Raw genomic sequence first — 24,581 nt, 5'->3', positions numbered from 1 at the left:
TAAGGTTTTAGGTTTTTTTTTAACTCCTCGCTCTGCTAGATTTGATACAATGAAAAAAAATTGGAAATATGATGATTGAGGGTAGGACAAAATGGGGCATTAGTTCTGATCATTGAAAAATGTTTTTTGCTTTATAAGGTAGAAAGTCCTATTTATTTCTAGAATGAGAAAATATTTAATTCAAAAAGTTCTGAATGATTATTAAAAAGGTAGTGATTTGGAACATAAAAGTAATTTTTTTAAACAATCCGATTTAAAGTCTTCATAGCTATTACGTCTATTTAATTTGAAATTAAAGAAGTAAATAATTTTTTAGAATAATTATATGCTACATGGACTTTAATTTGAAGATAGAAATTATAATACAATACAATTTTCTGGAATACAGTAGAGTAATTATTTCTAATAGAAACATAATAAATAGTTTAACCATGAATTTAAATTTAAAAATAGAATGCCTTCTATATTAACTAAAATTAGACTTACAATAATATTATTATTAATTATTTTCGAGTCGCAAGCACAAGATGATATTTTCTTGAGTAGCAATGATCATTTGCTAGCAAATGAAATTATAGCACCATCTGTTCATAGTCCAGAGGTCTCGTCATTCATTCAATCCTCAATTCTTCCTGTAAATACATTTGTAGGGAAAGTAGATGTTTCGATCCCTATATACAAAATTAGTTTGGGAAGTCTAAATGTACCGATAAGCTTAAATTACGTTATGGGCGGTGTTAAAGTTGCGGAAATGGCGCCAAATTACGGCTTAAGTTGGAGTTTGAAGGGATCGGGTGCATTGGTTAGATCTGTAAAAGATTTATCTGATTATGCGGCAGCGTATAAACGTACTCAGTCCTCAAATTACCTGACGCCTGGTGGATGGCTTTATAATATAAATCCTAATTCAGAATTTGGTTCAGCTACGCTAAATCCTTCCAATGACGCACTCCCTGATATTTTCAAGATTGATGCTCCTGGTATCAGTACCGAATTTTATTTAACGCCGAACGGAACACCTGTTGAACTTCATGCGCAGCGGAACAAAATTATTGTGAATTTAGGAACAAACCCTAAAATATATTACACTGAAAATGGTACAGAAAAGGTTACAACTTCAATGTGGGGGATTACAAGTTTAACAATCACCAATCTTTCAGGAATACAATATACCTTCGATTTACCTGAATATACTTATTCGGACTTATCTGTAGCTAAACTTGAGGATGTTATTAATGGATTTCAAATTAATTCTTTTAGATTAAGTGAGATAAAAGATCTGAAAACTGGACAGAAAATAAGTTATACCTACGATGAATATTTTAGCTCGTATTACGACCAGATACCAGAAATAATAAAATCGTATGGGGGAGGAGCTTATTCAAAAGGTTCGAACGGAAATTATAATACGATCTACAGAGGTAATAAATTAATTTCAACACATCGATTGACTAAAATAGAGTTTAATGGAGGAGAAGTTGATTTTATATATAAAACTGTTAGGTTGGATAATCCAGGAGAGAAACAACTTAATGAGATCCAGATTAAGGATAATTTTGGAGATTTGGTGAAAAAATATGAATTAAAGTACGGTTATTTTGAATCATCAATTAATAGTAGTAGTGTTGCTTCTAAACGACTGAAGCTAAAAGAGATATCAGAGGTGGATGAAAATGGTGTGAGCAAGCCTGGATATGCGTTTTTATATAATGAAGATTATACGATGCCTCCAAGAGATAGTTATGCGTATGACTTTCTTGGTTATAATAACGGTAGTTATTCCTCTTCTATTTCAAATCCGGTACCAAAATTATATTACAAAGATTACTTAATAGCCCCCTTCAATTCAACTTCTTCAATATCCTTGCAAGGAAACTTCTCTTTGTTATCGAATTTAAATTATGCTAAAACTTACTCTTTAAAAGAAATTGTTCTGCCTACGGGAGGTTCAAGGAAATTTGAGTACGAATTAAATCAATTTAATCATAACGGTCAAATTATTAATGGCGGAGGTTTAAGAATCAAGTCACAAACTTTGGAAAGTGCCGAAAGCCCAAATCAAACTTGGGACTATAGTTATCCCATAGGGAAAATTGGAAATATGCCACAATATGCTGCTTATTATGTAAGAACCAACTCTTTTTCTACGCCTTCAAATTTAACATCTTTATCTAATCAATTAGGTATTGACATATTTTCTACGCCTAGAACTGAAATTCAATATAATCAAGGGAGTTTTGTTTATTATTCGCATGCTACAGAAACAAATATCGGAGGTAATAATGGTAAACGTGAAGTAAGTTATTACGTAAATGATGATGAAGATCCATTAAAAACTTATTCTTCAAATCATATTTCGGTAAGTACATTATGGGATAACCTTACACAAAGTAGGATTCGTATTGATAATGATTTTTTGCGGGGGATGATAAAAACAGATGTATCTTATAATTCGTCAAATAAAATTATTAGACATCAGAGATTTATTTATGAAGAAGATATTATCGATTATTTGCCTATGGAATATTATAATGTGGTACATAATAGTTGTTCATCTAATTCTTATAGTAGTGAAGGTTTAGCAAAATTTAATTGGTGTGGTGGCTATAAAGAGACTGCTGATTATCCTATTTCCAGGTTTTTACTTAAAACTCATCGAGTGACCGAATATGATATTGATGGAGAACTATCTTCTGTTCAAGATGAAACTGATGGAATCTTTACCGAGAAAAATTTATATTATGATTCTTATTATCCATTAATTACTAGTGAAGTAATATCAAATTTTGATTTGGATTATAATTCGCAAAATTTAAGTGAATCAAATACCATTTCATGGTACTCTCAGAAGAATATAAAATATCCAGTAAAATTTGATGGAGCGAGAATAGTGGTTAATGATTTTCCATATGCTCAACAGCTTTTTGACCAAAATAGAGTTTCTACGCCTATGGAAATTAAAATAACTGGGAGAAGCTACACAAAAGAAACATTTGAATATGCTGATTTTGGTAATGGATTAATAGATCTAAAAAAAGTTGATCTTGAACTTCGTGATAATGAAACAGTACCAACAGTAGAAATAATATCGCGAAATGTTAAAGGTTTACCTACAGAAATATTAAAACCTAATGGTGCTTATACAAGTATAGTTTATGGATACAGTGATGAACAAGTAATAGCAATGGTAGAAGGGGCTAGATTGAATACAATAAACTCATGGTTAAATCAATCTTATGGGCAAACTCTATCTTATTTAAGTCAATTGGCGGATAATGATGGTGATAAAAATGCAGAGGAGGCTTTATCTAATTGGTTGCAGAAATTAAGATTGGCTGTAAATTCTAATGCGGAATCCTCAGTTCAGGTTCGGACGTACACGTATGATCCTTTGAAAGGAGTAACCCGAATTATAGATCCTAATGGGAATATATCATACTACAAGCGTGATGCTTTAAATAGACTCCAAGAAATGAAAAATGATGATGGTCATATTCTTGAATTCTACAATTATAACTATAAAAATCAATAATTATGACTTCTAATATTTCTAGCCAAACTTATTATAGGTCGATATTACTTTTAATATTCTTATCGATGTTCTGCAACTTTTCAATTAAAGCAGACCCCATAATGAAATCTTCTAATAGTTCTAATTCAGCGATTTTCGAAGCTGCTCGTTTTATTTTTCTTGGGAATTCTATAAATGATGTAAATAACAAATGTAATTCGGGAGTTTCTCAGCAAGGAGTAATATATAATATAGAAACATCGTTTGGGTTGCGTACCAATTATGTTTATGAATTATACCGAAATAATATAACAGAATATTATTTGGTTACCGAAATATTGCAACCTAGTCAGGGATATCAGGAATTATCACCTCAAAATATTTCTGTATACGATTATAAGGATGATATCTGTCAAAATGGTTTTAATGAAAATAGTATCCAAGGAGGTCGATATAGGGTTAAGTCTTTTAATGAAGATGATTATCAAGGTTTGTCGAATCTTTGCTCGGATCAAGGAATGTTCAACGGAGGAAGTACTGTTAATATCAATCAAGATGGATTAATGGAGAATTATTTTTATCCTTTTGATATGGATGGAAATACCGTATGGTATTTAATTATTGAGGATTTAGGTAGTATTGATCCTCAAGAACAAATATTAACTCCAGGACAAATTGGTGATCCAACCTACGCCCAAACCTTTTGCGAAGATTTGGGACCACCCATCGTATCGGAACCAACCGAAGATCAAAGTTTTGAAACTGACTTTGGTACTTGGGAAGTTATATCCGGTTGGTCACGAAATTCTGGAACAACTCCTACAAGTAAGACAGGTCCTGACTCCGCAATTGACGGAAACTACTATATATACATCGAATCTTCAAGTATGTATGGCGATAAATATTTGGTTTCACAAGAATTTACTCCTGATATTTCAACAGCGCTATTTAGTTTTTATTACAGTATGTTCGGTCAGGGAATGGGTGATTTGTATGTGGACGTTAGTACAAATGGAGGTAGTTCCTGGCAAAATATTTGGTCAAAAATTGGAGATCAGGGACCAAATTGGTTTAATGCTAAAATAGATTTGTCTAGCTATATAGGAACCCTCATAAAACTTAGGTTTAATGGGCATGCGCCTCAAAGCCCTCAAAGTGATATAGCAATTGATAATATTCGTTTTTTACCTGAGGTCATTGGTGGCGAAATGTATTCTTCGAACCAAAATTATATTCAGAAAATAAGATTATTAGAGCCAATTTCAAATTTTGAGAATATTTCAAATGAAACTCAAAAAATTGAAACTGTAGATTATTATGACGAATTAGGAAGAATAAAACAAAGTGTAGCGGTGCGTGGTGGTGGAAATCAAGAAGATATTGTCACTCCATATGAATATGATGCTTTAGGCAGATCACCTAAGGTGTTTTTACCTTATGCATCAACAGATTTAGATAAAGCTAAATTTAGAAGTTCAGCTATGTCAAGCCAAAGTTCTTTTTACAATACAAGTAAATATGAAAATACACTCAACCCATACTCTGAGGTAATTTATGAAAATGCTCCTAGGGGATTAATAATAGAAGAAGGTGCTCCTGGAAATGATTGGAGTTTAGACAATCAAGATTCTCATTCTATCAAAAAAAAATATAATCTTGTTCAATTCTCAGATCACGTACGTTATTACTCCGTTGATTATAACTCCGCGGTAAATCCATTTAAACCTACTTTAGTCGATAATGGAGAATTTATGGCACAAGGGAATGATCGTAGACCTCAGTTATTTAAGCTAACCACTAGAGATGAGAATTATACTAGTTCAGATCAGAATGAACACGATGCTGATATTTATGTAGATTTTCAAAATAGAACGCTACTAAAAAGAAATCATGTTTTAGGTCAAGGAGTAGAAAATATTGATACCTATTATGTTTATGATGATTTCGGAAATCTTGTTTTCGTATTACCCCCAGAAGCTAATCCCTCAGTAAAACCTAACCAAACTATACTAGATAAGTTTTGTTATCAATATAAATATGATTCGAGAAATCGTCTTATTGAAAAGAAACTTCCTGGTAAGAAGCCGGAATATATTGTATATAATGATCTTGGTCAACCTATAATGAGCCAAGATGGAGAATTAAGAAAGCAGGGTAAATGGTTGTTTACTAAATATGATCAATTAGGTCGTGTAATATATACCGGTATTATAATTAATTCAGCCACTCGTTCGACACACCAAAATAACGCTGATAACGATTCAGATTTATTTGAAACACGCTTATCAAATAGCCAATCTTCATCTACAATCGGTGGGGCAGAAATTTATTACACGAACGCATGTTATCCATCCACCAATATATCTGAGGTTTTAACGATTAGTTATTATGATCAATATTTACCTATAGGAGCGGAAGGTTATGTTTCTGTTCCAGGGACAAATAGTAGAGGAGAAAACATTACTTCGAATATAAAAGGTTTAATGGCTGTAACTCGTGTTAAAGTGCTAAATACAAGCCCAGTTAAATGGGTTAATACTACAATGGCTTATGATAAATATGGAAGCATAGTTTGGACGAAGAGTATTAATGAATATTTGCTAACTAATGACTTAGTAGAGACAAAATTAGATTTTACTGGTAAGCCTATTGAAAATTTTAACAAACATATAAAGTCTGATAGTGGAAGTCCTGAAATAACATTGACAGATAATATGGTTTACGATCATCAGGGAAGATTAAAGAAACAGACTCAAAAAATCAATTCTAATGTTTTGGAGTTGATTGTGGATAATACCTTTGATGAACTTGGTCAATTAGTGTCTAATCAGGTAGGAGGAGATCCCGATCAGGGTGGCTTACAAACTATCGATTACAAATATAACATCAGGGGATGGTTAAAAAGTGTGAATAACATCGATAATTTGGGATCTGATTTATTTGCATTTTCTATAAATTACAATCAACCTCAAATGGGACTTTCAGATCCTCTTTACAATGGAAACATTAGCGAGGTATTATGGCGCTCAGCAAATACGCAGAGTGCTTATTCTAATAGGAAACGTGGTTATGCATACTCTTACGACGAACTGAATAGAATTGAAGATGCTAAATTTAGAAGAGCCAATAGTACAGGAACTTCTTTTACTGAGCAGACATCTCACTACAATGTATCGGGTATTACATATGATAAAAATGGTAATATATTAACCTTACAGCGTAAAGGTAATACTACTGGCTCAAGCTTTAGTACTATGGATAATTTGGTTTATACTTATAATGGGAATCAATTACTAAAGGTAGATGATAATTCAAATATTGATGCTGGATTCGCAGATGGTTCAGGTACTGCGAATGATTATGATTATGATGATAATGGTAATTTACGATATGATTTTAACAAAAAAGGAGTTCAAAATATTGACTATAATTTTTTAAATTTACCAGAGAGTATTTATGTGCAGGGTAATGGCCATGATGGTTTTTTAACTTACACCTATGATGCCAATGGGAATAAGCTTGAAAAATATGATGAAGAATCGAATGTCCGAACTCAATATGATGGTGCATTTATTTATAAAAAAGCTGGATCAAATGCTCCAATTATAGAGATGATAAAACAAGATCAAGGCTATATTAATTATGAAAACGATCAATTCAGTTATTTTTATAACTATACTGATCACTTAGGCAACGTTAGATTGAGTTACTGTGACTTGAACAAAAACGGAACCATCGAGGCTAGCTCTGAAATCATCAGTGAGAAAAACTACTATCCTTTCGGGTTACAGCACAAGGGGTATAATAATGTGGTCTCTGGGAACTCGAATTCTGCTGCGAACAAGTTTTCTTTTATCGGTAAAGAAGAACAAGATGAATTAAGTCTTGATTGGCTTGATTTTGGTTGGAGAAATTATGACGCTGCTCTTGGAAGATTTTTAGCCGTAGACGCTCATGAGGAAAACTATTACTCACACACGCCATATAATTATGCTGGGTCTAGCCCTCTCATTATTTTTGACCTTGACGGTTTAGATTGGTATATAGATCAGGACGGGAATTATCATTTTGATCCTGATTTGACTGAGGATAATGCTGAGATCTTTTTTAATTCAAAAGGGTTTGAAAATGCCAAATACGCATTTGCTTCAAGTACAATCAACTCAGGCAAAGGTTTGAACGAGGAAACAGGTGAGTTTGAAGAATTATTATCCTCATTTACTTTAAATGCTGATGGAACTGTTGTGGACAATCTTTCAAAAAGTGAGTTAGAAGTAGGAGAAATGGCTACAACAGCTAAGGGGACTCAGATAACTGCATTTGATGAAGACTCTTATACGAGCTATGATCAATGGGTAGAACTATCTGGAGAGGATGATCCTTCAGGTGTAAAACAAGGTTTGCATGCTTTAGGTATTGGAGCAACAATAGAAAAAACTACAACCTCTAAGGTTACCAAAAACCCTTGGTTTTTAGTAGGTACTTTTGGTGTTGCAGTTGCTCAAAAGCAAAGTAGTAATCTTGCAGCATGGGAAAAATCTCTCACGCCTAGGGAGAGAAAGGCATTAGAGAAAAGAAGAAAAGAGATCGAAAAATTACAGCAAAGTCTTTATAGTGGTTATGGAGGAGAAGGTAGAGAATAAAAACAGACTTTACTTGTTTTTTAAAACATGTATTGTTGCACTTTTAGTTGGTATAGGTTTGAGAGTTCTCGTGGCAATTATTCTAGAGGAAACAAAAGTTACTTCCTTACGAGATATTTTTGACTCAACTTTACTAATCCCTTATATATTATTCATCCTATTTCTAGTCTATGGAACTTTCATCAAGAAGCAGGATGCTTAAAGCACTACGGCCTAGCTTCGATATTTATAAACCACTCTTCGGAGTGGTTTTTTATGCATAGCTTTTTTAGCCTTGTAGTCGCGCAGTAGAGTATCGATAACGTTAAAGATCCGTGTCTGTTCATCCTCAGGCATGTTGGAAATGGCCTCGACACGATCTAATATCTGTTTGTCGGTAGGAATAAAAGAGTTGTTGCCCACGAGATAATCGAGGGAAACATCAAGAGCTTGTGCAATCTTGTTGGCGATCTCAACAGAAGGCGTGATCTCGTTACGCTCATATCTTCCTATCACGGCGCCACATGTTCCAACGATACTTCCCAGTTCCTCACGTGACAGAACTTTATCCTTGCGCAGTCTTGTTATGACGATTCCTATATCCATAATCTATAAGTGCCGGAATAGGAAAGACACATTGCAGAACTCATCCCGGAACACGACATCGTAGATATGACGGTGTTAAGTGAGAATGCTTTTTACTACTTCAACCGCACAGAATTACAGCATAAACTTATCCTTATCGAAGATATGGACGGAGCAGAAAACGCACTCTATACATTATGAGAATTACAAAGCAAAAGAAGTATTACAAAACGAGTAAATCATAAAGTTATAAAGAAAAATACAAAAACCATAAAACTAACAGTTGAAGGCCCTGTCTGCGTTACATTATGCACCACACAGGAAAGTATCTACGAAGATAACAGCAATAGAAGCTTCCTTTTATATGTCAATGGATCAGCAGAACAAGACCAAACAATAATGGATTACAACGCCTGATTAGTGCAGGTACACTAAACGAGGAAAAAGAACAAAAAGCCAAAGGAAGTCCTAAAAACTTGCAACGCTATCTGAAGCCAATAAGTGTTATAAATCTTTGGATATTTTAATAAACCTTACAATAAATGAAAAGGATAAAATGGAAAGGTTTATAAATAGAGATGTTTTAACAGAAATAGAAACTAATAAATTAATCGAGAGGTGGTTTAGTATTTTTAATTCAGATAAAAAATATACTGTAAATTCTTACGGATTTATAAAAAATAAAATCAACTTGAATCATCAGTATTTTGATATAATTGAGCTATATATACAATATGATGAAATTTCAAAACGGGAATTTTTAAAATTATCTTTCAAGTCCAATTTAGTTATAGATGTAGAAAAAGAATAAATCTTGATTAACACCTAATTCATCTATTTTTGTAGTGAAAACTATTCATTACGGAGAGAATGAGAATGTTGCTAAAAATTAAATTACGTTTAAAATCTCGAAAAAATTTTACTCAGTCTACAAAATTTTATTGAAAAGAAGTAAGATCATTATTTGGTTCAATGATATTTTTAAAAACTCCACATTGGTAAAAAACTTATCTAAAAGCTAATAAGAAGAATTTTATTTACTTTAAAATAGCTGCAATACAACCCAATATATTTAAAACTAGCTAAAGTATTTTCATCATTTCTAAATTATTACATTCTTTATAACATATACTAAGAAAATGTTCTTTTTTAAGAGTGAAATTTTTTTAATCAGTCTTAAAGAAGGTACTAAAAAGTTATAATTAAACTAAATATGTTATTATTTAATTAATAGGGATTTTCTTATGAATAAATGTATCTACATTTAATCCTTTAACCAACCTAATCCAGATTGAAGATGAATGTGAGCTTAAGAGATAGACTTCAGGTTTCTAATACCGTATTAGAAACTATAGGAGGCACTCCATTAGTAAGATTAAATCATATTTCTGCTAATTCTAAAACTGAAGTTTTTGCCAAACTCGAAAGTTTTAATCCCAGTGGCAGTGTTAAAGACCGAACATCGTACAATATTCTTCAAAAAGCAATGGAAGCTGGAGAACTAAAAAAAGGAGATACGGTTATCGAATCCAGCTCCGGAAATATGGCTATTGGTCTTGCCCAGGCTTGTTTGGTCATGGGGCTAAAACTAATTGTTGTCGTAGATCCTAAAATAAATAATCTTACTTCGCAATTATTGGAAACCTACGGAGCAACATTGCAAATGGTTGAAAAACCTTTTAAAGAAGGCGGATTTTTAGGTGCTCGCCTGGCAAAAGTGAAAGAATTACTTGAGGTTACAGAAAATAGTTTTTGGAGCAACCAATATGGGAATTTAAATAATCCCAAAACACACTATCAAACTACAAAAGAAATTTATGAAGCTTTAGATGGAAGATTAGATTATCTATTTGTAGCTACTAGTACTTGTGGAACTTTAATGGGATGTGCCAATTATATAAAAGTCAATCATCCCAATACCAAAATTATAGCGGTAGATGCTTTTGGTAGCGTTCTTTTTGGAGGTAAATCTGGAACTCGAAATATTCCCGGGCATGGAGCCGGAGTGGATTCGCAATTTTTAGATGAAGGTTATATCCATGATTTTATTAAAGTAAACGATTTGGATTGTGCTGTAGGTTGTTGGGAATTACTTAAAAAGGAAAGTATTCTTGTTGGTGGATCCTCAGGAGCCATTATAAGTGCTTTCCATAAATACGAAAATCAAATTGAGGAAGGTTCCCGTTGTGCTTTTTTGTTGAGTGATGGTGGAAGCAGATATTTAGACACCATTTATAATCAGGAATGGTTACTAAAAAATATCCCGGGCGTTTATCATGCCTTAACACCTATTGGAGGATGGAAAATAAAACCTTTTTCAGAATATAATGTAGCTATTGTAGGACTTGGGCCTAAAGGTTTATATGGACTGGAACGTTTATTAGCTGAGTTGAAAAGTGAGAATATTCAGGAAATAGTGAATATTCATCTTTATAATAAAAACCAGTATTTTGGTGCAGGTGATGTGTATCGAACAGATCAGCCAGATTATTTAAAAATGAATTTCACGAATCAGAAAATTGATATTCGTCCTCAAACACAACCAGAAGCTATAGGTCATTTAAAGAGTTACGTTAAATGGCTTAGTGCGTCTACCGGAATAGAGGAAAGTAAGCTAAAAGATCAATTTTCATCGCGTACAATGGTAGGAAAGTATTTTATTTCTTGCTTTAAAAGTTTAATTTCTTCAGTCCCGGAAAATATTAATATACATCTCCATAACGAAGAGGTTGTAAATATTACTGAAAATGAGGGATTGCTACATCTAACAACAGCCGGAGCAAATCAGTCAGATGAGGTTAAGGTTCATCATTTGCTATTAACCACAGGTCATGCCGGAAATCGTACAGAGGTTTTAGATAATAAAGAAACAGATTCTTCGATTGTCGATTTTGTATATCCTGTTACAAAAAAATTAGCAGCTATAAATGCTAATGTTAGTGTCGCCATAAAGGGAATGGGATTAACATTTATAGATACCGCTTTAGCACTAACCGAAGGTAGAGGAGGGCGTTTTGTAGGTAATGGGCAATCGATGAAATACATTCCTTCAGGAAAAGAACCTGCGTACATTTATCCATATTCCAGGTCTGGTGCGTTGATGATTCCAAGAGTAGGAGAGATGCCTAATGTACCTGAATTACGCTTTTTTACTTCAGAAAATTTAAAAGATCTTAGAGAAGATACTTCTAATAAGTTTGATTTCGTGGATGATCTATTGCCATTAATCAGACAAGAATTTATTTTTCGATACTATAGCTTAGCATTTAAAAATTGTGGTGAAAATTTGAATCGATCATTAGAGTTTTCTGAAATGCTGAATGAAATTGAAAGATTTCACATTAAATATTCCTCTGAAAAACGATTTTCTTTTGAAGAATTGGAATCTCCTTTTATAAATAAAGAAGCTTACAATACGGTTAGCGTACAAAATTTTTTGGCAGAAACAATAGCAAAGGTTTCTTTAAAGGAAAAAAGTCCTTTATTGGCCGCCATCAGCGCCTGGCACGACATTAGTCCTATATTTAATGGACTTTATAGTTTTGGAGGATTAACAGCCCGTTCACACCAAATATTCGATAACCAATATGCATCATTTTTCAATAGGATTAGTTATGGACCACCTCTGGAAAATATGTATAAAATATTAGCATTACTTAAAGCCGGGATTTTAGATTTTACATTTGGTCAATCTCCTGAAGTAAGACAACTTAACCATCAAAAATTTGAAATAGCTAAAAGTTTCTCCGGTAATTCAAACAAAAGGATCATTCCAGATTATCATATCGATGCCCGTATTCCTAAAATAAAAATACCTTCACAGTCTTCCTTACTTTATAAAAATCTTTTAGAAGAAGGTGAGATGCGATTATTTCAGAATACAGATTATACCGGAAATTACCAAACAGGAGGGATGGATCTCTCCAGGGAGGGACATCCAATTGATAAAGATGGAAATATCAGAAAAAACATCACCATTTATGGCACACCCACCGAAGGTGTTACTTTCGATAATGACACCCTATCAAGAAACCGAAACGATTTTTCATCGATCTGGGCAAAGCAGGTAATAAATAATTTAAAAAACTCGATCTCAAAATCTAAGTAATATTAAATGAATAATAACGACTATATTAAAGGAAATAAGGAAAAAGGACTAACGCCAATTACATCCCAATGGATGCACGATATTATGAGCCATCCAAAAGTAGTGCATAAACTTTTTACCCAATATGGCTCTCCGCTAAACATTCTCCATCCTGCTTCCTTCACTAAAAATTGTACAAAATTCAAAGAAGTTTTTCAGAGCAATAATGTAAAATCAGGGATATTTTATGCAAGAAAAGCGAATAAAGCCAAAGCTTTTGTAAAACAGGCTTTTAAAGAAAATATTGGCGTAGATACCGCAAGCGAGCGTGAACTTTTACAATCACTTCAGCTTGGTGGGGCCGGTGAACATTTAGTATTAACTTCAGCTATTAAAACTGAAAAGCAAATTGAGATTGCGCTTCAAAATAAAGTGCCTATTGTATTAGATAATGATGATGAATGTATTCTGGTAAATAATTTAGCTGAAAAAAATAATTGTAAAGCACGTGTAGCCTTTCGTCTTAGCGGTTTTTATGTCGAGGGAAACAAACTATACAGCCGTTTTGGTTTCGATATTGATGAAATTGAAGAATACCTTATTAATCATGTTGGGGATGGCAAAACGTATAGCAATTTTAAGGTAGAAGGATTGCATTTTCATTTAGACGGCTATTCTACCCAGCAAAGAAGTGAAGCATTATTGCAATGTATCAAACTAATACAAAAGCTTAAAAATCGCCATTTCTCATTTCGATTTATTGATATGGGAGGAGGGATTTTAATCAATTACCTAAAACATAAAAAAGAATGGCTTGATTTTGATGCAAGGTTAAAACAAAGTCTAAAAGGTGAAATTGCACCTGTTACGTTTAATAATAACGGACTTGGTTATAGGATCGAGGGCGGAATCATAAAAGGGGAACGAAAAACCTATCCTTATTTTAACGAAATTAATTCAGAGAGATTTCTAGAGGGGATTTTAAAATATTCAGATGAAAATGGGAGTTCTGTAGCCACTTTACTTCAAAAGGAAAATATAGAAATACGTATAGAACCTGGTAGATCACTGGTAAATCAGTCGGGAATTACCATGGCAAAAGTGGTACATCGAAAAAAAGATGCGAAAGGGCAGTGGTTAATTGGTTTAGAAATGAATATGAGCCAGATGATGAGCTCTAGTGCCGATTTTATGCTCGATCCATACGTGATGTATGCGAATTTAAATGAAGATCAAACTGAGGATAAATCTGTAGAGGTTTATTTTACCGGAGCTTATTGTTTAGAAAGAGACTTGTTATTAAAGCGTAAAGTAGCATTACCGCAACTTCCGGAAATTAACGACATTGTTGTCTTTGTAAATACCGCCGGCTATATGATGCATTTCTTCGAAACACAGGCGCATCTTTTTGAACTCGCCCCCAATTTGGTTTATACCGAAACATCAAAACCGGTAGAATTATCTAATTTTAAGTTAGATGCCGATGATTAATAACAGATGGAACTTAAAAAACTCCCGGAGGCTGAGTGAACTCTTCGCAGAAGATTTATATCGAAGCCTCTATTTTGTTAGTATTTCGACGCAAATTTTGCTAGAAATAATTGAAGTCAAATAGCTTAGCACAAACCTGCTTTTGTTTTATCGAATAAAGATCTAACCCTATTTAATGCCAAATCTATTATTTACCAGATCGATCACAATGGTATTATCTATAAAAAGATCGCTGCCAATAACGCCTTTTACGTTTTCGGCTTTTAGCGCTTCGCTCACTTTTTCAGCATCGGTAAAAAAGGCTTTTTTGTAATTGATAGGTAGGTTTACATCGGCGATGCGAATTTTGGTGCTAATATCATTTCCGATAAAGCTAATTTCTTCTCCCCAGGATTTAAGTTTCTTTATTTCGATATTATTTTCTTCAGTAATATTTTTAAATAATTCGGCATCTATAGTAGCTAAAGGGAACATACTCGCCTGAGTACTGTAAACAAAGGAATGTTTATTTCCGGCAGCAATGAGGTCTAAGTAAAGCTGATTATTTTTAAAACTGAGTGGCGTAAAACTAAAAGTGTCTTCCTCCCAATCTTCCAGTTTATTGGTAATCACCAGTTGTTGCGATTTAAAATCGATTAATAAGATTTTGTTTTTAATCTCGTTAGCACCCAAAGTTCCTATGATATCAAAATCTTTTAAATTTTCAGATTTGCCATAGTTTTCACATACCAGCAAACTATCTTCCTTAGCCGATTGATGATTACTGAAATGTATTCTGTTGTAAAAAACGTCGTAGCCATCGCGATGCTGAATGTTATTTTGTAATTCTGGGTATGCTGAAGTAATTGCCGTAAGCGTATCACCGTAAATCACATTATGATTAATCCCAAGATCCAATTGCATTTTAAAAGTCTTATCGATTCCTTCTAATTTTACCGGAATAAGGATCGCGCCGTGATTGATGGTAATGCCCCCTTGTTTTAATTTTTGCCACTGAAAATTAATCGTATCAGACGCTACTTCGTATTTATTTTCGACAATTTTCGTATCATTTTTACAGGCGAAAACCAACGAAATAAATATGCTGTACACAAAAAATTTAAATGGCAAGTGTTTAATCATAACTTTAGAGGTTTGATTGATGAGGTTGTTTAATCACGAAATATAAAGCTTTTATAGAAACTAACATTCTTTAAAAAAGCATGAAAATTAAGAATCCATCCTTTTTCGCAAGATTTTAATGATTCGGTTATAGATGATTTCGTGCAGGCTCCAGTTATAGCCTTCAAAATCTACTGTATTGGTAAACTGAATAACCACCGCATTTATATCTTTGTGATATTTGGCAATCGTTTGATATCCTGGGATTAAACCGGTATGGTCGTAACGATAAATTGAAGAATAAATTTCCTGCTCTTTTTCGTCTTTAAAAACAGAACCATCATTCAGCGCTCTGATGAATTTACCTAAATCTTCTGCCGTTGCCAGCATTACGCCAATATCATCGGTCTTTAAATCCCCTTCATATCCCACATAATAACCACTCATTACATCATCTAAGTCTACATCGTGAATAGAGCCGTAAGTGTTTTTTAAGTGTAGCCTATTTAATATCTCGTCTTGAATATATTCAAAAGTTTGATATCCCAAAACACGTGCTATAATCCTGTCCAGTAACAGATAGTTGGTATTAGAATATTCGTAATCGGTGCCGGGTTCAAAATTAGCAGGTAGGTCCAAAACCAGAGCAAGATTTTCACCTGCGGTTTCTTTTGGAGCGGCCCAATACATATACGTATCGGTATAATTTGGGATTCCGCTGCGATGCTGCACCAACATTCGTAGCGTAATTTCTTCAGCATTTTCAATTCTTCCTTTTAATTCAGGTAAGTAATTTGCCAGACTTTTATCTAAAGATAGTTTCTTATCCCTTACTAATTTAGCAATAGCCACTGCATGATACAATTTGCTTACGCTAGCGATCTTGAAGAGGGAATGGGGATCTGCCGGGGTTTTATGTTCCCTGTTTTTATAACCCGCTGCATAAAACCCGGGTTCCTTTCCTTTTTGATCCACATAAACAATAATACCATCAAAGCCTAAATCTGTTGCGCTGTTTACCTGTTCCTGCACCGTATCTGGTAGCGGCATTAGCCAGGCTTTTAATATGATCCACGGAACAAAGAAAAGAGACGTAATTGTACCAACGGCCAAAACTATACGAATAATCGTTTTTGATTTTTTAGAGCTCATAGTTTACTTCCTCGTTGTGGATTTTATGATATCTGCTATTGATAGGAATCAATAGCAGATATCATAAAATCATAAAAAAAGGTTTGTGATTCATACCACGACCACCTGCCATGAGGTCGATTATAAACCTATAGTTTTGGGGCGGTTAAGACTTAAAATTTATGAATTATGCGAAGCTAATTTAATTAAAAAAGTTTTTGCTCGATAATCGAGATTAAATACTTCAGTCATTATCTGAATTTTATTAAAAACGTTCTTTCGTTAATGCCGCATTGGTCATTGCTCCGGCAAGATTACCACCGGCTACGGCAGCAGCTACCGAGCGCATCATTGTAGCATTATCTCCGCAGGCATAAACCCCTTCAACCGTAGTTTGTTGAAATTCATTCACTTTAATATGACCTTGTTCCGTTAGTTCGCAGCCTAATGAAAACGGAATGTCTGAATGCTGTTTAAAAGGAAAACCTGCATAGAGCGCATCAAATGCTTCCCGATCTCCATTGGTAAATACAAGGCTTTTTAATTGACCTTCCTGATGTTCAAGTGCCGATATTTCTGATTCCATAATAGGGATATTATGGGCTTCGAGTTTAGCAAATTGCTCAGGTTTAAAGTCTGCTTTACCCATAGTCAGGATAGTTATATCGTCGGTAAGGTTATTCACCAGTGAGGCTAAATGAAAAGCGCGCTCACCATTGGCCAGGATTCCCGTTTTCTTATTTCTAAATTCAAACCCGTGGCAGTAGGGGCAATGAATTAAAGATGTTCCCCAGCACGCTTTAAATCCTTCAATGTCTGGGACTAAATCTTTTATTCCCGTAGCAAAAATGAGCTTTTTGGTCACTAATTTTTCTCCTGATTGCGTATAAACGGAGAATCCACTTTCGGTTTTTTCGGCATTTATGGCCAGGTCGTTCATAAATGCTACAGTTTTATACTGAAGCACCTGATCTTTGGCTTTTGCCGAAATCTCAGCAGGAGGAACTCCATCTTGCGTAATAAAATTATGGGAATGTGGCGTTTGCCGATTACAGGCTAAGCCACTATCAATAATTAATACTTTTCGTAAGGATCTTCCCAATGCCATTGCTGCGGACAAGCCGGCGTAACTTCCACCAATGATAATTACTTCAAAATTTTTGTTTTTCATTTTTTAAGTTTTAATGTCTCAATTTTGAGACATATATAGATAAATTTTTTTATGGACTTATGGCCTTAAAATACGAACTCCAGGCAAGCTCTTTTATATTTTCGATATTCTGCTGAGTAATCGCTCTAGCATTAACGGTACTTTCAATGATACCGGAGTGCAATACCTGAATCCATTCCGGAGACATTTTAGGGTTTAATTGACCGGTTTCCTGTAATTCGACAACGATTTTTTGAAAGGTAGCGTAGATGTAATCATAATCCGCGCAATTTTTATTTTGTTGGTTATGGGTATGGTCTGCGCTTCGGTGCATTTTATAGAATGTTGCATACTTTGCACCACAATCAATTCCCGCATAAAGCATTCTTTCTAATTGTAGCATAGGCTCATCGCTGCTCTGGATAGCTGCAATCATTGCCTTTTTACAGCTTGTTTCTATCACCTGTCTGCAAATTTCTACCAGTTCATTACGATCTTTAAAATAGCGATGTAACGTTCTACGGGTCACCGCTGCATTATCGGCTACTTTTTGCAAAGGAGCAGATAAGTCTTCATTGAAAACCTGAATAGCAGATTCTATAATTCGTTTCCTGGTAGCCGTCATCATAGGCAAAGATATGAAGTATTTCTCAAATGTGAGACATTTTGTTTTAAACGAGCTGAAAGAATTTTATAAAGTGAATACTTTTCGGATGAAAATCATTATTTTTTAGACTGCATTATAAACTAAAAGGCCAAGGATGATCCAGATTATGCCCCATATACTCAGGGGCATAAAAAATAGATCATGTTTCTTATTGCTTTTTTTATAAAGTATTAATCCAAAAAAGACCGTAAGGATTCCAGAGATGACTAACCCGAATGCCAGCATTGGTTTGGTTGCATTTCCATCAATGCTAAATACATAGATTACTAATAGTAGTACAATAATGGGGAATAGTAAACCTAACAGACCCAAACCTCTTGAAATGATCATAATGCTTACTTTAGCTAACTTTTAAATATTTTCCAATGCCAGCTCTTCCTTTGGATTTGACCCGTATTGATTGTTTTGAGGATCACTATCTGTTATTAATAACATAAGCATCCATATTGCACCTACCAAAGGGATAAAGCTTACTAATAACATCCATCCACTTTTACCAATATCATGCATACGTCTTACGGATACTGCAAGAGAAGGCAATAAAGAAGCCAATGTATATAAAACATAAATACTAATAAAGATCGAGCTTTCTAACAAATTGCTCAGACCAAAACTTATGAGCATACAAATTATAGAGAATAAGGCGTTAAACAGGCCAAACATAAAATACTCTTTTCTTCTTGCTCTGCCATTAAAATCTGAATATTGACGGAACGCTTTTAAATACCATTTCATAACTTATTTTTTTATTTTGATTATACTGTAAATAGGAAGGAAGCTGTAATGATCCATATTCCTGAAATCACTCCCAGAATTCCAAGTTTGCCCTGTAGAGGCACTAGTTTTTCTCTTATTTTTCGGCTTTTTTGCTCATAATCCGGTGCATTTTTAGAAAGCATTTTGCTTATTACCGGAAAGCCTAAAAGAAAGCCAAGCGTGGCTTCAACAATGCTTCCAACAAATAGTGTAACCCACCAGATGGGAGCACTACCCAATAGATTTAGACTAAGCAGACTGGAAATAATCCCCCAAATTCCAAAGATTGAAAAAATAAGCCCTATCCATCCCTGATAAGGCTGTACCTTATCCAGCAATTCTTTTGCATTTGGTTTTTTAGAAAGGATTAGGGACGGAACAGCAATAATGCTGAGTAGAATTAACGAAATTCCATAAATCATAACACAATTATTTAAGGTTAACAGGAGCAAATATCTATCCTTACCTGCATCCTTATTAGCCTGAAAGCAGTGAAATTTTTATCCCTGAAAACAGGGGTTAAATCATGTTATGTTCTATGGCATAGCGGGTTAGACCTGCTAAATTTCGCACTTCTAGTTTGTTAATTAAGTTTTTACGGTAACTTTCAATAGTATGTTTACTTAAAAATAGCATATCTGCAATTTCCTGAGTAGTATGTTCTTTGGCGATTAATTGCAGTACTTCTTTTTCTCTTTGAGTTAATCTTACTTCAGAAGTCTTTCTAATATTAGTAATTGTTTTTACCAGGATCGACTGAATATGTGTAGAAAAATAATTTTCTCCTGAAAGTATACATTTAATAGCTTTCAATAACTCTTTTTGCTCGGCATTTTTAGAAAGATAACCATTAACCGCATCTTCGGTTAAGGTTTTAATTTTCGTTCCATCTTCAAGCATGCTAATTACCAGTGTTTTAATTCCGGGGAAATCCTTTTTGATATTTTTATTAAGCGCAACACCATCCATTCCGGGCATATTAAGATCGGTAATAAGCAAATCGATTTGCTCATTTTGGTTGATTTTTAGATACTTTAAAACTTCTTCGCCGGTCGATGTGGTATGTACAATATGTAAATCTTCTTCCTGCTCTAAAATGCTTCTTAAGCCGTCCACAAACATTTTATGGTCATCGGCGATAATGATGTTATAAACTGTTTTCATTACTTGCTATTTCTTGATGTTTAGGAATATGAATGCTTATTACGGTTCCTTTGCCGGGGCTACTATCGATAGATAAATTCCCCTGAAGTTCTTCTATCCTGCTTTTCAAATTTTTTAACCCTATACCTTCTGAGTTATTTGGTGCAAAACCTATCCCGTCATCTTCGTACATTAAAAAGAGGCTTTTATCTTCAGGACTGTCATTTAACTGAATCATTACCTGATTCGCTTTGGCGTGTTTAACCGCATTGGTAGTTAATTCTTTGATCATATTAAACAATACCACCTGTAGTTTTTTAGGCAATTTATTAATAGCCTCTTCAGGATAGGCATTAAAATAATAGGTCTGCTTTTCGGGATCGTTAAATTGTTCCATATAGTTTTGAACGATGGGAACAAACGACTGTTCTTTAAATTCCTCTGGCAATAAACTATGGGAAATTTCCCTCACCTGGCTATACGTACTGTCTAATTGTTTTTTTACACTAACGGCTGTTACTGTCGTTAAGTCTAGCTTATTCATTTGTAATTTGATTGCTGCGAGATTCCCGCCAATACTATCGTGGAGTTCCCGTGCAATACGTTTACGCTCTTTGGTTTGTATTTTCAAGGAAGTTCTGGCCAGCTTTAATTCCTGTTCCTGTTGCAAACTTTCCATTTCTTTGCGATTTAGATCTTCCTGTTGCCGGTTTATTTCACTTTGCGCCTGTAGTTTTTGGTAGTATACTATCAATAACAAAATAATAGGGACCAAAATGATTAAAAATCCAATTAAAACCGCATTTTTAATGGTACGCTGCTTATCAATTTCTATTTGATCTTTTAATTTAGCCTCCTGGAGCTTGATGATTTCTCGCTCCTTTTCTAAACTTTTATACTTCTCTTCTAATTCTCTAACCTGACGTTCGTTTTGTTGTGATGCTATTGTTTGGTTTACAGCTTCATATTGGGTCATTAAATTAAAGGCATTTTTATAATCTTCTTTAGTAACATAAAGATCAACAAGAGCACGATTTACTTTCTTTTGTAATTCTAGCCGATTCCACGAAACGGTATTTATGTAGGCAGTGCTTAGTGCAATTTCAGCAGCTTTATAATTTTTTTCTTTTAAGTAAATATAACCTTCGTTTAAAACAGCCTGGATATAATAACCATAATAGCCTTTAGACAGACAATCGTTTTTTATTTGCTGAAATTTATTTAAGGCTTGTGAAGCGCTGATGTTTGGAGACTGAAGTTTAGTTAGATTTAATTTTATACGACATGATAATTTATCCAGGTTTTTTGTAACCGGTAACTGTAAAACTTTGGTATAAGTAGCTTTCGCCAGTTCCCATTCATTATTTCTGTACTGAAGATCTCCCAAAGTTGTAAGCACCAATGCGTCTAAATTTTCATTGGTTTCTTTATGTTGTAAAAGCTGATTAATAATATCTTCCGCTTTTTGTAATTCTTCTTTTTGTAAATAGATTTCAGCTAAGCCTAACTTTAAATAATTGGCATATAACTTATCTTTAGTCCCGTTTAAACGCTCCAGACCCTGTATGTAAGTTGCTATAGCTTCATCCAGCAATCCCATCTTTCGCTTGGCCACTGCTTCGTAATAAATTCCGTAGTAATAAAAATTTTTATAGGCTGGGTGAGTAGCAGGTAATTCAGCAATGGTTTTTTGAAGACGCTCACCGTAGAACAATAAAGAGTCAGCCAAATCTGTTTTATCAAAAATCTGTGCAATAGTATCCAGATAGGCCAGGCGTTCTTTTACGCTTTTTGCGTTCTCTAAATTTTTATAAAGATAGGTTTCTACCTGATTGGGAATACTATTGAATGCTTTAAAATTAGAATATTTATCCTGTGCCTGCGCCTGGATAAACAGTAAGAAAAAAAATAAAAAATATAAAAGTCTTTGGAAGGACATAAAGCGAATCCTTTTTAGAGCCTTCAAAAATACGATTTATAGAAAACCCAATAGTGTTATTTGTTATAAAAAATCCTTAAAAAGCCCGATATTCAGGGAGTTTTTCGAGAAAATTCAATAGTCTCTTGCCAATAATAGTTTAATGGGACAGGAATAATATGAACGGACAATTTACAACGGAAGTATTTGATGTATATCCACTTAAAAACCTCTCAATATAGTTGATAACGTAGATGTCTAAAATTAAAGCCGAAATTATATAATTTTAAGAACTATTTTTATGATTTCAGAAATTTTTAAAAGTTTCAGAAGAAAAAAGCCGAACACCTTGCATTGAAAAAGTATAGTCTAAAAACTACAATTTTAGCAGGTGTCCGGCATCGGAAAAAACATCCAAACAAACAGTTCGGCATAGCTATAAAAAAGTTTCTCTAGTTTTCCTAAAGAAGACTTTTAGCGCCTTAAGCGATATTTTTTAATCGATTTTTATTCCTGAATAAGCAACTGTTTTAGCAATAATCTGATGCTTTAGCCTTTTAACCTTTATAAAATGATCCTGAAGTCTTTTTTTAAAAAGGGAATGAGCGTCCATGTAAATTTGTTCACATTCCATATCATCACACTCCCTTATTTTTGAAACCCTGTTTTTATAATATAAACAGGTGCGAAGGTGAAATTTGTTTTGTTCTATGTGCTGACAGATATAGGAGATTAGTGAATTTATTGCCTTTTTTTCACATCCAACTTTTCCAGAATTTTGATCCTGTAAATATGATTTATAAAGTAAAAGTTCAAAATCAATGATTTCAAGTTTTTGAAACCAATCATGAGCATTCCCTTCAATTACCGATATTGTATTATTACCAATATTTGGTTGTTCATATTTCATGCGAAAAGTTTGAGTCCCGTTTTTCATTAATTCACTTTTTCAGTATCATTATTTTTTGCTCGATAATCGAGATTAAATATTATCGGGCTCACCTCTATATAAAAAATAATTTTCTAATAAATGGCTTATGGGCTTGCCCTTAGTTAGTTTATGGAAAAATACCCCTTTGCTGGTAGGCAGTTTCAATTCGGGATATGGCCAGCATATAAGCAGCGGTTCTCCAATCGATATTTTTTTCTTCCACTTTGCGCTGTATTCGTTTAAAATTTTCAGAAAGTTTTTTCTCGAGTTTGCCCATACTTTCCTCTAAATCCCATAATTCGCCATTACGATTTTGCAGCCATTCAAAATAGCTGGAGATCACTCCGCCCGAATTACAGAAAATATCTGGAATGATAGTTACCTTATTTCTTAATAGAATATTTTCCCCTTCTTTATCTGTAGGACCATTGGCACCTTCTAATATTAGTGGCGCTTTTATTTTTTCAGCTACACTGGCCGTAATTTGATTCCCCAGTGCCGCAGGAATAATGATATCGCAATCTAAGCCAAAGAAATCTTCGGGTGGTATAGAAACTGCTTCCGGATAATCTGCAATTGAACCCTTTCTGGGGTTAGAATGTACCGCCAATCCTTCAACATCGATCCCTTCTTTTTTGTACAATGTTGCATGAGCATCCTGAACGGCCAATAAACGAGCGCCTTCTTTTACCATAAAATGGGAAGCCCAATAACCAACATTCCCGAACCCCTGAACGATAAAGGATTTTCCCTGTAAACTCTCTCCCTTGCTTTCCAGAAAAAGTTTAGCAGAAAGATATACGCCAAAACCGGTAGCACGATCTCTACCTTCAAGTCCGCCTACGCCCAAAGGTTTTCCGGTAACGATATGCCGGTTATGAGAACGTTCTGAAGTTGGGATGGTAGACATATACGTATCGGCAATCCAAGCCATTGTCTGGGCATTGGTATTAATATCTGGCGCGGGTATATCATGTTCAGGGCCTATATTTTCTCCCAAAGCATAGGTGAATCTGCGGGTAATTCGCTCTAATTCTCCAATAGAATACTTTCTGGGATCTATTTCTATTCCTCCTTTAGCACCACCAAAGGGTAAACCAGCAAGAGAGGTTTTCCAGGTCATCCACATAGCCAAAGCTTTGGCGGCATCAATATCTACCGTATCGTGATAGCGCAAACCTCCTTTGTAAGGCCCTAAAGCATTGTTGTGCTGTACCCGGTACCCGGTAAACACCTTCACACTGCCATCGTCCATTTTAACGGGAAAGTGAACGATAATTTCACTGTTCGAGATCGACAGGATTTTTCTAATATTATCATTTAGGTTCATACAGTCGGCCGTTTTATTAAACTGGCTCATCACCGTAGCATGCATCGATTGTTTTTTTGTTTTTTCCTTTTTCATGAGTATTATTTAAAATGTTCACAAAACAACTTTCGGTGGTTTTTCCACGTACAGGTTTTTTGATGATCACAATTAAAACAAAG

Annotated in this window: 16 protein-coding genes; 5 read left to right on the top strand and 11 right to left on the bottom strand. The window is 34.2% G+C overall.

Features of this window, described 5'->3' with window-relative positions:
* Nucleotides 1-454: 454 nt before the first annotated feature.
* Together L1967_RS18465 and L1967_RS18460 are read left to right on the top strand one after the other, a co-directional pair.
* On the top strand, nt 455-3,532 hold the full coding sequence (locus tag L1967_RS18465) for a hypothetical protein (protein WP_249602982.1): 3,078 nt from the start codon (nt 455-457) through the stop codon (nt 3,530-3,532).
* A gap of 101 nt (nt 3,533-3,633) precedes the next feature.
* Nucleotides 3,634-8,154: a DUF6443 domain-containing protein gene (locus L1967_RS18460; protein WP_249602981.1), complete on the top strand. Its 4,521-nt coding sequence runs from the start codon at nt 3,634-3,636 to the stop codon at nt 8,152-8,154.
* Between the two features lie 213 nt (nt 8,155-8,367).
* Here the strand turns inward: L1967_RS18460 and L1967_RS18455 are convergent, their stop codons facing one another.
* The gene (locus L1967_RS18455) at nt 8,368-8,739 is read right to left on the bottom strand and encodes a helix-turn-helix domain-containing protein (RefSeq protein ID WP_249602980.1); all 372 of its coding nucleotides are present in this window, start codon (nt 8,737-8,739) and stop codon (nt 8,368-8,370) included.
* 493 nt (nt 8,740-9,232) lie between these two features.
* Here L1967_RS18455 and L1967_RS18450 point away from each other — a divergent pair, with 493 nt between their 5' ends.
* From L1967_RS18450 to L1967_RS18440, 3 genes are all read left to right on the top strand, one after another.
* Nucleotides 9,233-9,529: a hypothetical protein gene (locus L1967_RS18450; protein ID WP_249602979.1), complete on the top strand. Its 297-nt coding sequence runs from the start codon at nt 9,233-9,235 to the stop codon at nt 9,527-9,529.
* 486 nt (nt 9,530-10,015) lie between these two features.
* Nucleotides 10,016-12,826: a 2,3-diaminopropionate biosynthesis protein SbnA gene (gene sbnA, locus L1967_RS18445; RefSeq protein WP_249602978.1), complete on the top strand. Its 2,811-nt coding sequence runs from the start codon at nt 10,016-10,018 to the stop codon at nt 12,824-12,826.
* 6 nt (nt 12,827-12,832) lie between these two features.
* A complete protein-coding gene (locus tag L1967_RS18440) occupies nt 12,833-14,296 on the top strand; it encodes a type III PLP-dependent enzyme domain-containing protein (RefSeq protein ID WP_249602977.1) in 1,464 nt (487 codons plus the stop codon).
* A 168-nt stretch (nt 14,297-14,464) separates the two neighbouring features.
* Here L1967_RS18440 and L1967_RS18435 read toward each other — a convergent pair whose 3' ends face one another.
* The 10 genes from L1967_RS18435 to L1967_RS18390 form a co-directional block, all read right to left on the bottom strand.
* Nucleotides 14,465-15,418 carry a hypothetical protein gene (locus L1967_RS18435; RefSeq protein WP_249602976.1) on the bottom strand — a complete coding sequence of 318 codons (954 nt, stop codon included), beginning with the start codon at nt 15,416-15,418 and terminating at the stop codon, nt 14,465-14,467.
* Between the two features lie 87 nt (nt 15,419-15,505).
* On the bottom strand, nt 15,506-16,549 hold the full coding sequence (locus L1967_RS18430; protein WP_249602975.1) for a serine hydrolase domain-containing protein: 1,044 nt from the start codon (nt 16,547-16,549) through the stop codon (nt 15,506-15,508).
* 244 nt (nt 16,550-16,793) lie between these two features.
* Nucleotides 16,794-17,699 carry an NAD(P)/FAD-dependent oxidoreductase gene (locus tag L1967_RS18425; RefSeq protein ID WP_249602974.1) on the bottom strand — a complete coding sequence of 302 codons (906 nt, stop codon included), beginning with the start codon at nt 17,697-17,699 and terminating at the stop codon, nt 16,794-16,796.
* A 49-nt stretch (nt 17,700-17,748) separates the two neighbouring features.
* Nucleotides 17,749-18,306 carry a TetR/AcrR family transcriptional regulator gene (locus L1967_RS18420; RefSeq protein ID WP_249602973.1) on the bottom strand — a complete coding sequence of 186 codons (558 nt, stop codon included), beginning with the start codon at nt 18,304-18,306 and terminating at the stop codon, nt 17,749-17,751.
* Between the two features lie 390 nt (nt 18,307-18,696).
* Nucleotides 18,697-19,080, bottom strand: coding sequence for a DUF805 domain-containing protein (locus L1967_RS18415; RefSeq protein WP_249602972.1), 384 nt, complete (start codon nt 19,078-19,080; stop codon nt 18,697-18,699).
* 20 nt (nt 19,081-19,100) lie between these two features.
* A complete protein-coding gene (locus tag L1967_RS18410) occupies nt 19,101-19,523 on the bottom strand; it encodes a hypothetical protein (protein ID WP_249602971.1) in 423 nt (140 codons plus the stop codon).
* A 97-nt stretch (nt 19,524-19,620) separates the two neighbouring features.
* On the bottom strand, nt 19,621-20,265 hold the full coding sequence (locus L1967_RS18405) for a response regulator transcription factor (RefSeq protein WP_249602970.1): 645 nt from the start codon (nt 20,263-20,265) through the stop codon (nt 19,621-19,623).
* Nucleotides 20,249-22,183 (bottom strand): tetratricopeptide repeat-containing sensor histidine kinase, encoded by a 1,935-nt coding sequence (locus L1967_RS18400; RefSeq protein ID WP_249602969.1) that lies wholly within the window; start codon nt 22,181-22,183, stop codon nt 20,249-20,251. Before L1967_RS18400 ends, L1967_RS18405 begins: the two co-directional genes overlap by 17 nt.
* A gap of 475 nt (nt 22,184-22,658) precedes the next feature.
* The gene (locus L1967_RS18395) at nt 22,659-23,099 is read right to left on the bottom strand and encodes a hypothetical protein (protein ID WP_249602968.1); all 441 of its coding nucleotides are present in this window, start codon (nt 23,097-23,099) and stop codon (nt 22,659-22,661) included.
* A gap of 121 nt (nt 23,100-23,220) precedes the next feature.
* Entirely contained in the window at nt 23,221-24,498 is a 1,278-nt protein-coding gene (locus L1967_RS18390) for a Glu/Leu/Phe/Val family dehydrogenase (RefSeq protein WP_249602967.1), read from the bottom strand.
* Between the last annotated feature and the right edge of the window lie 83 nt (nt 24,499-24,581).

Origin of the sequence: Zunongwangia pacifica (genome assembly GCF_023499215.1) — a bacterium.
Classification (GTDB): domain Bacteria; phylum Bacteroidota; class Bacteroidia; order Flavobacteriales; family Flavobacteriaceae; genus Zunongwangia; species Zunongwangia pacifica.
This window is presented reverse-complemented; position numbering and strand designations above follow the sequence as displayed.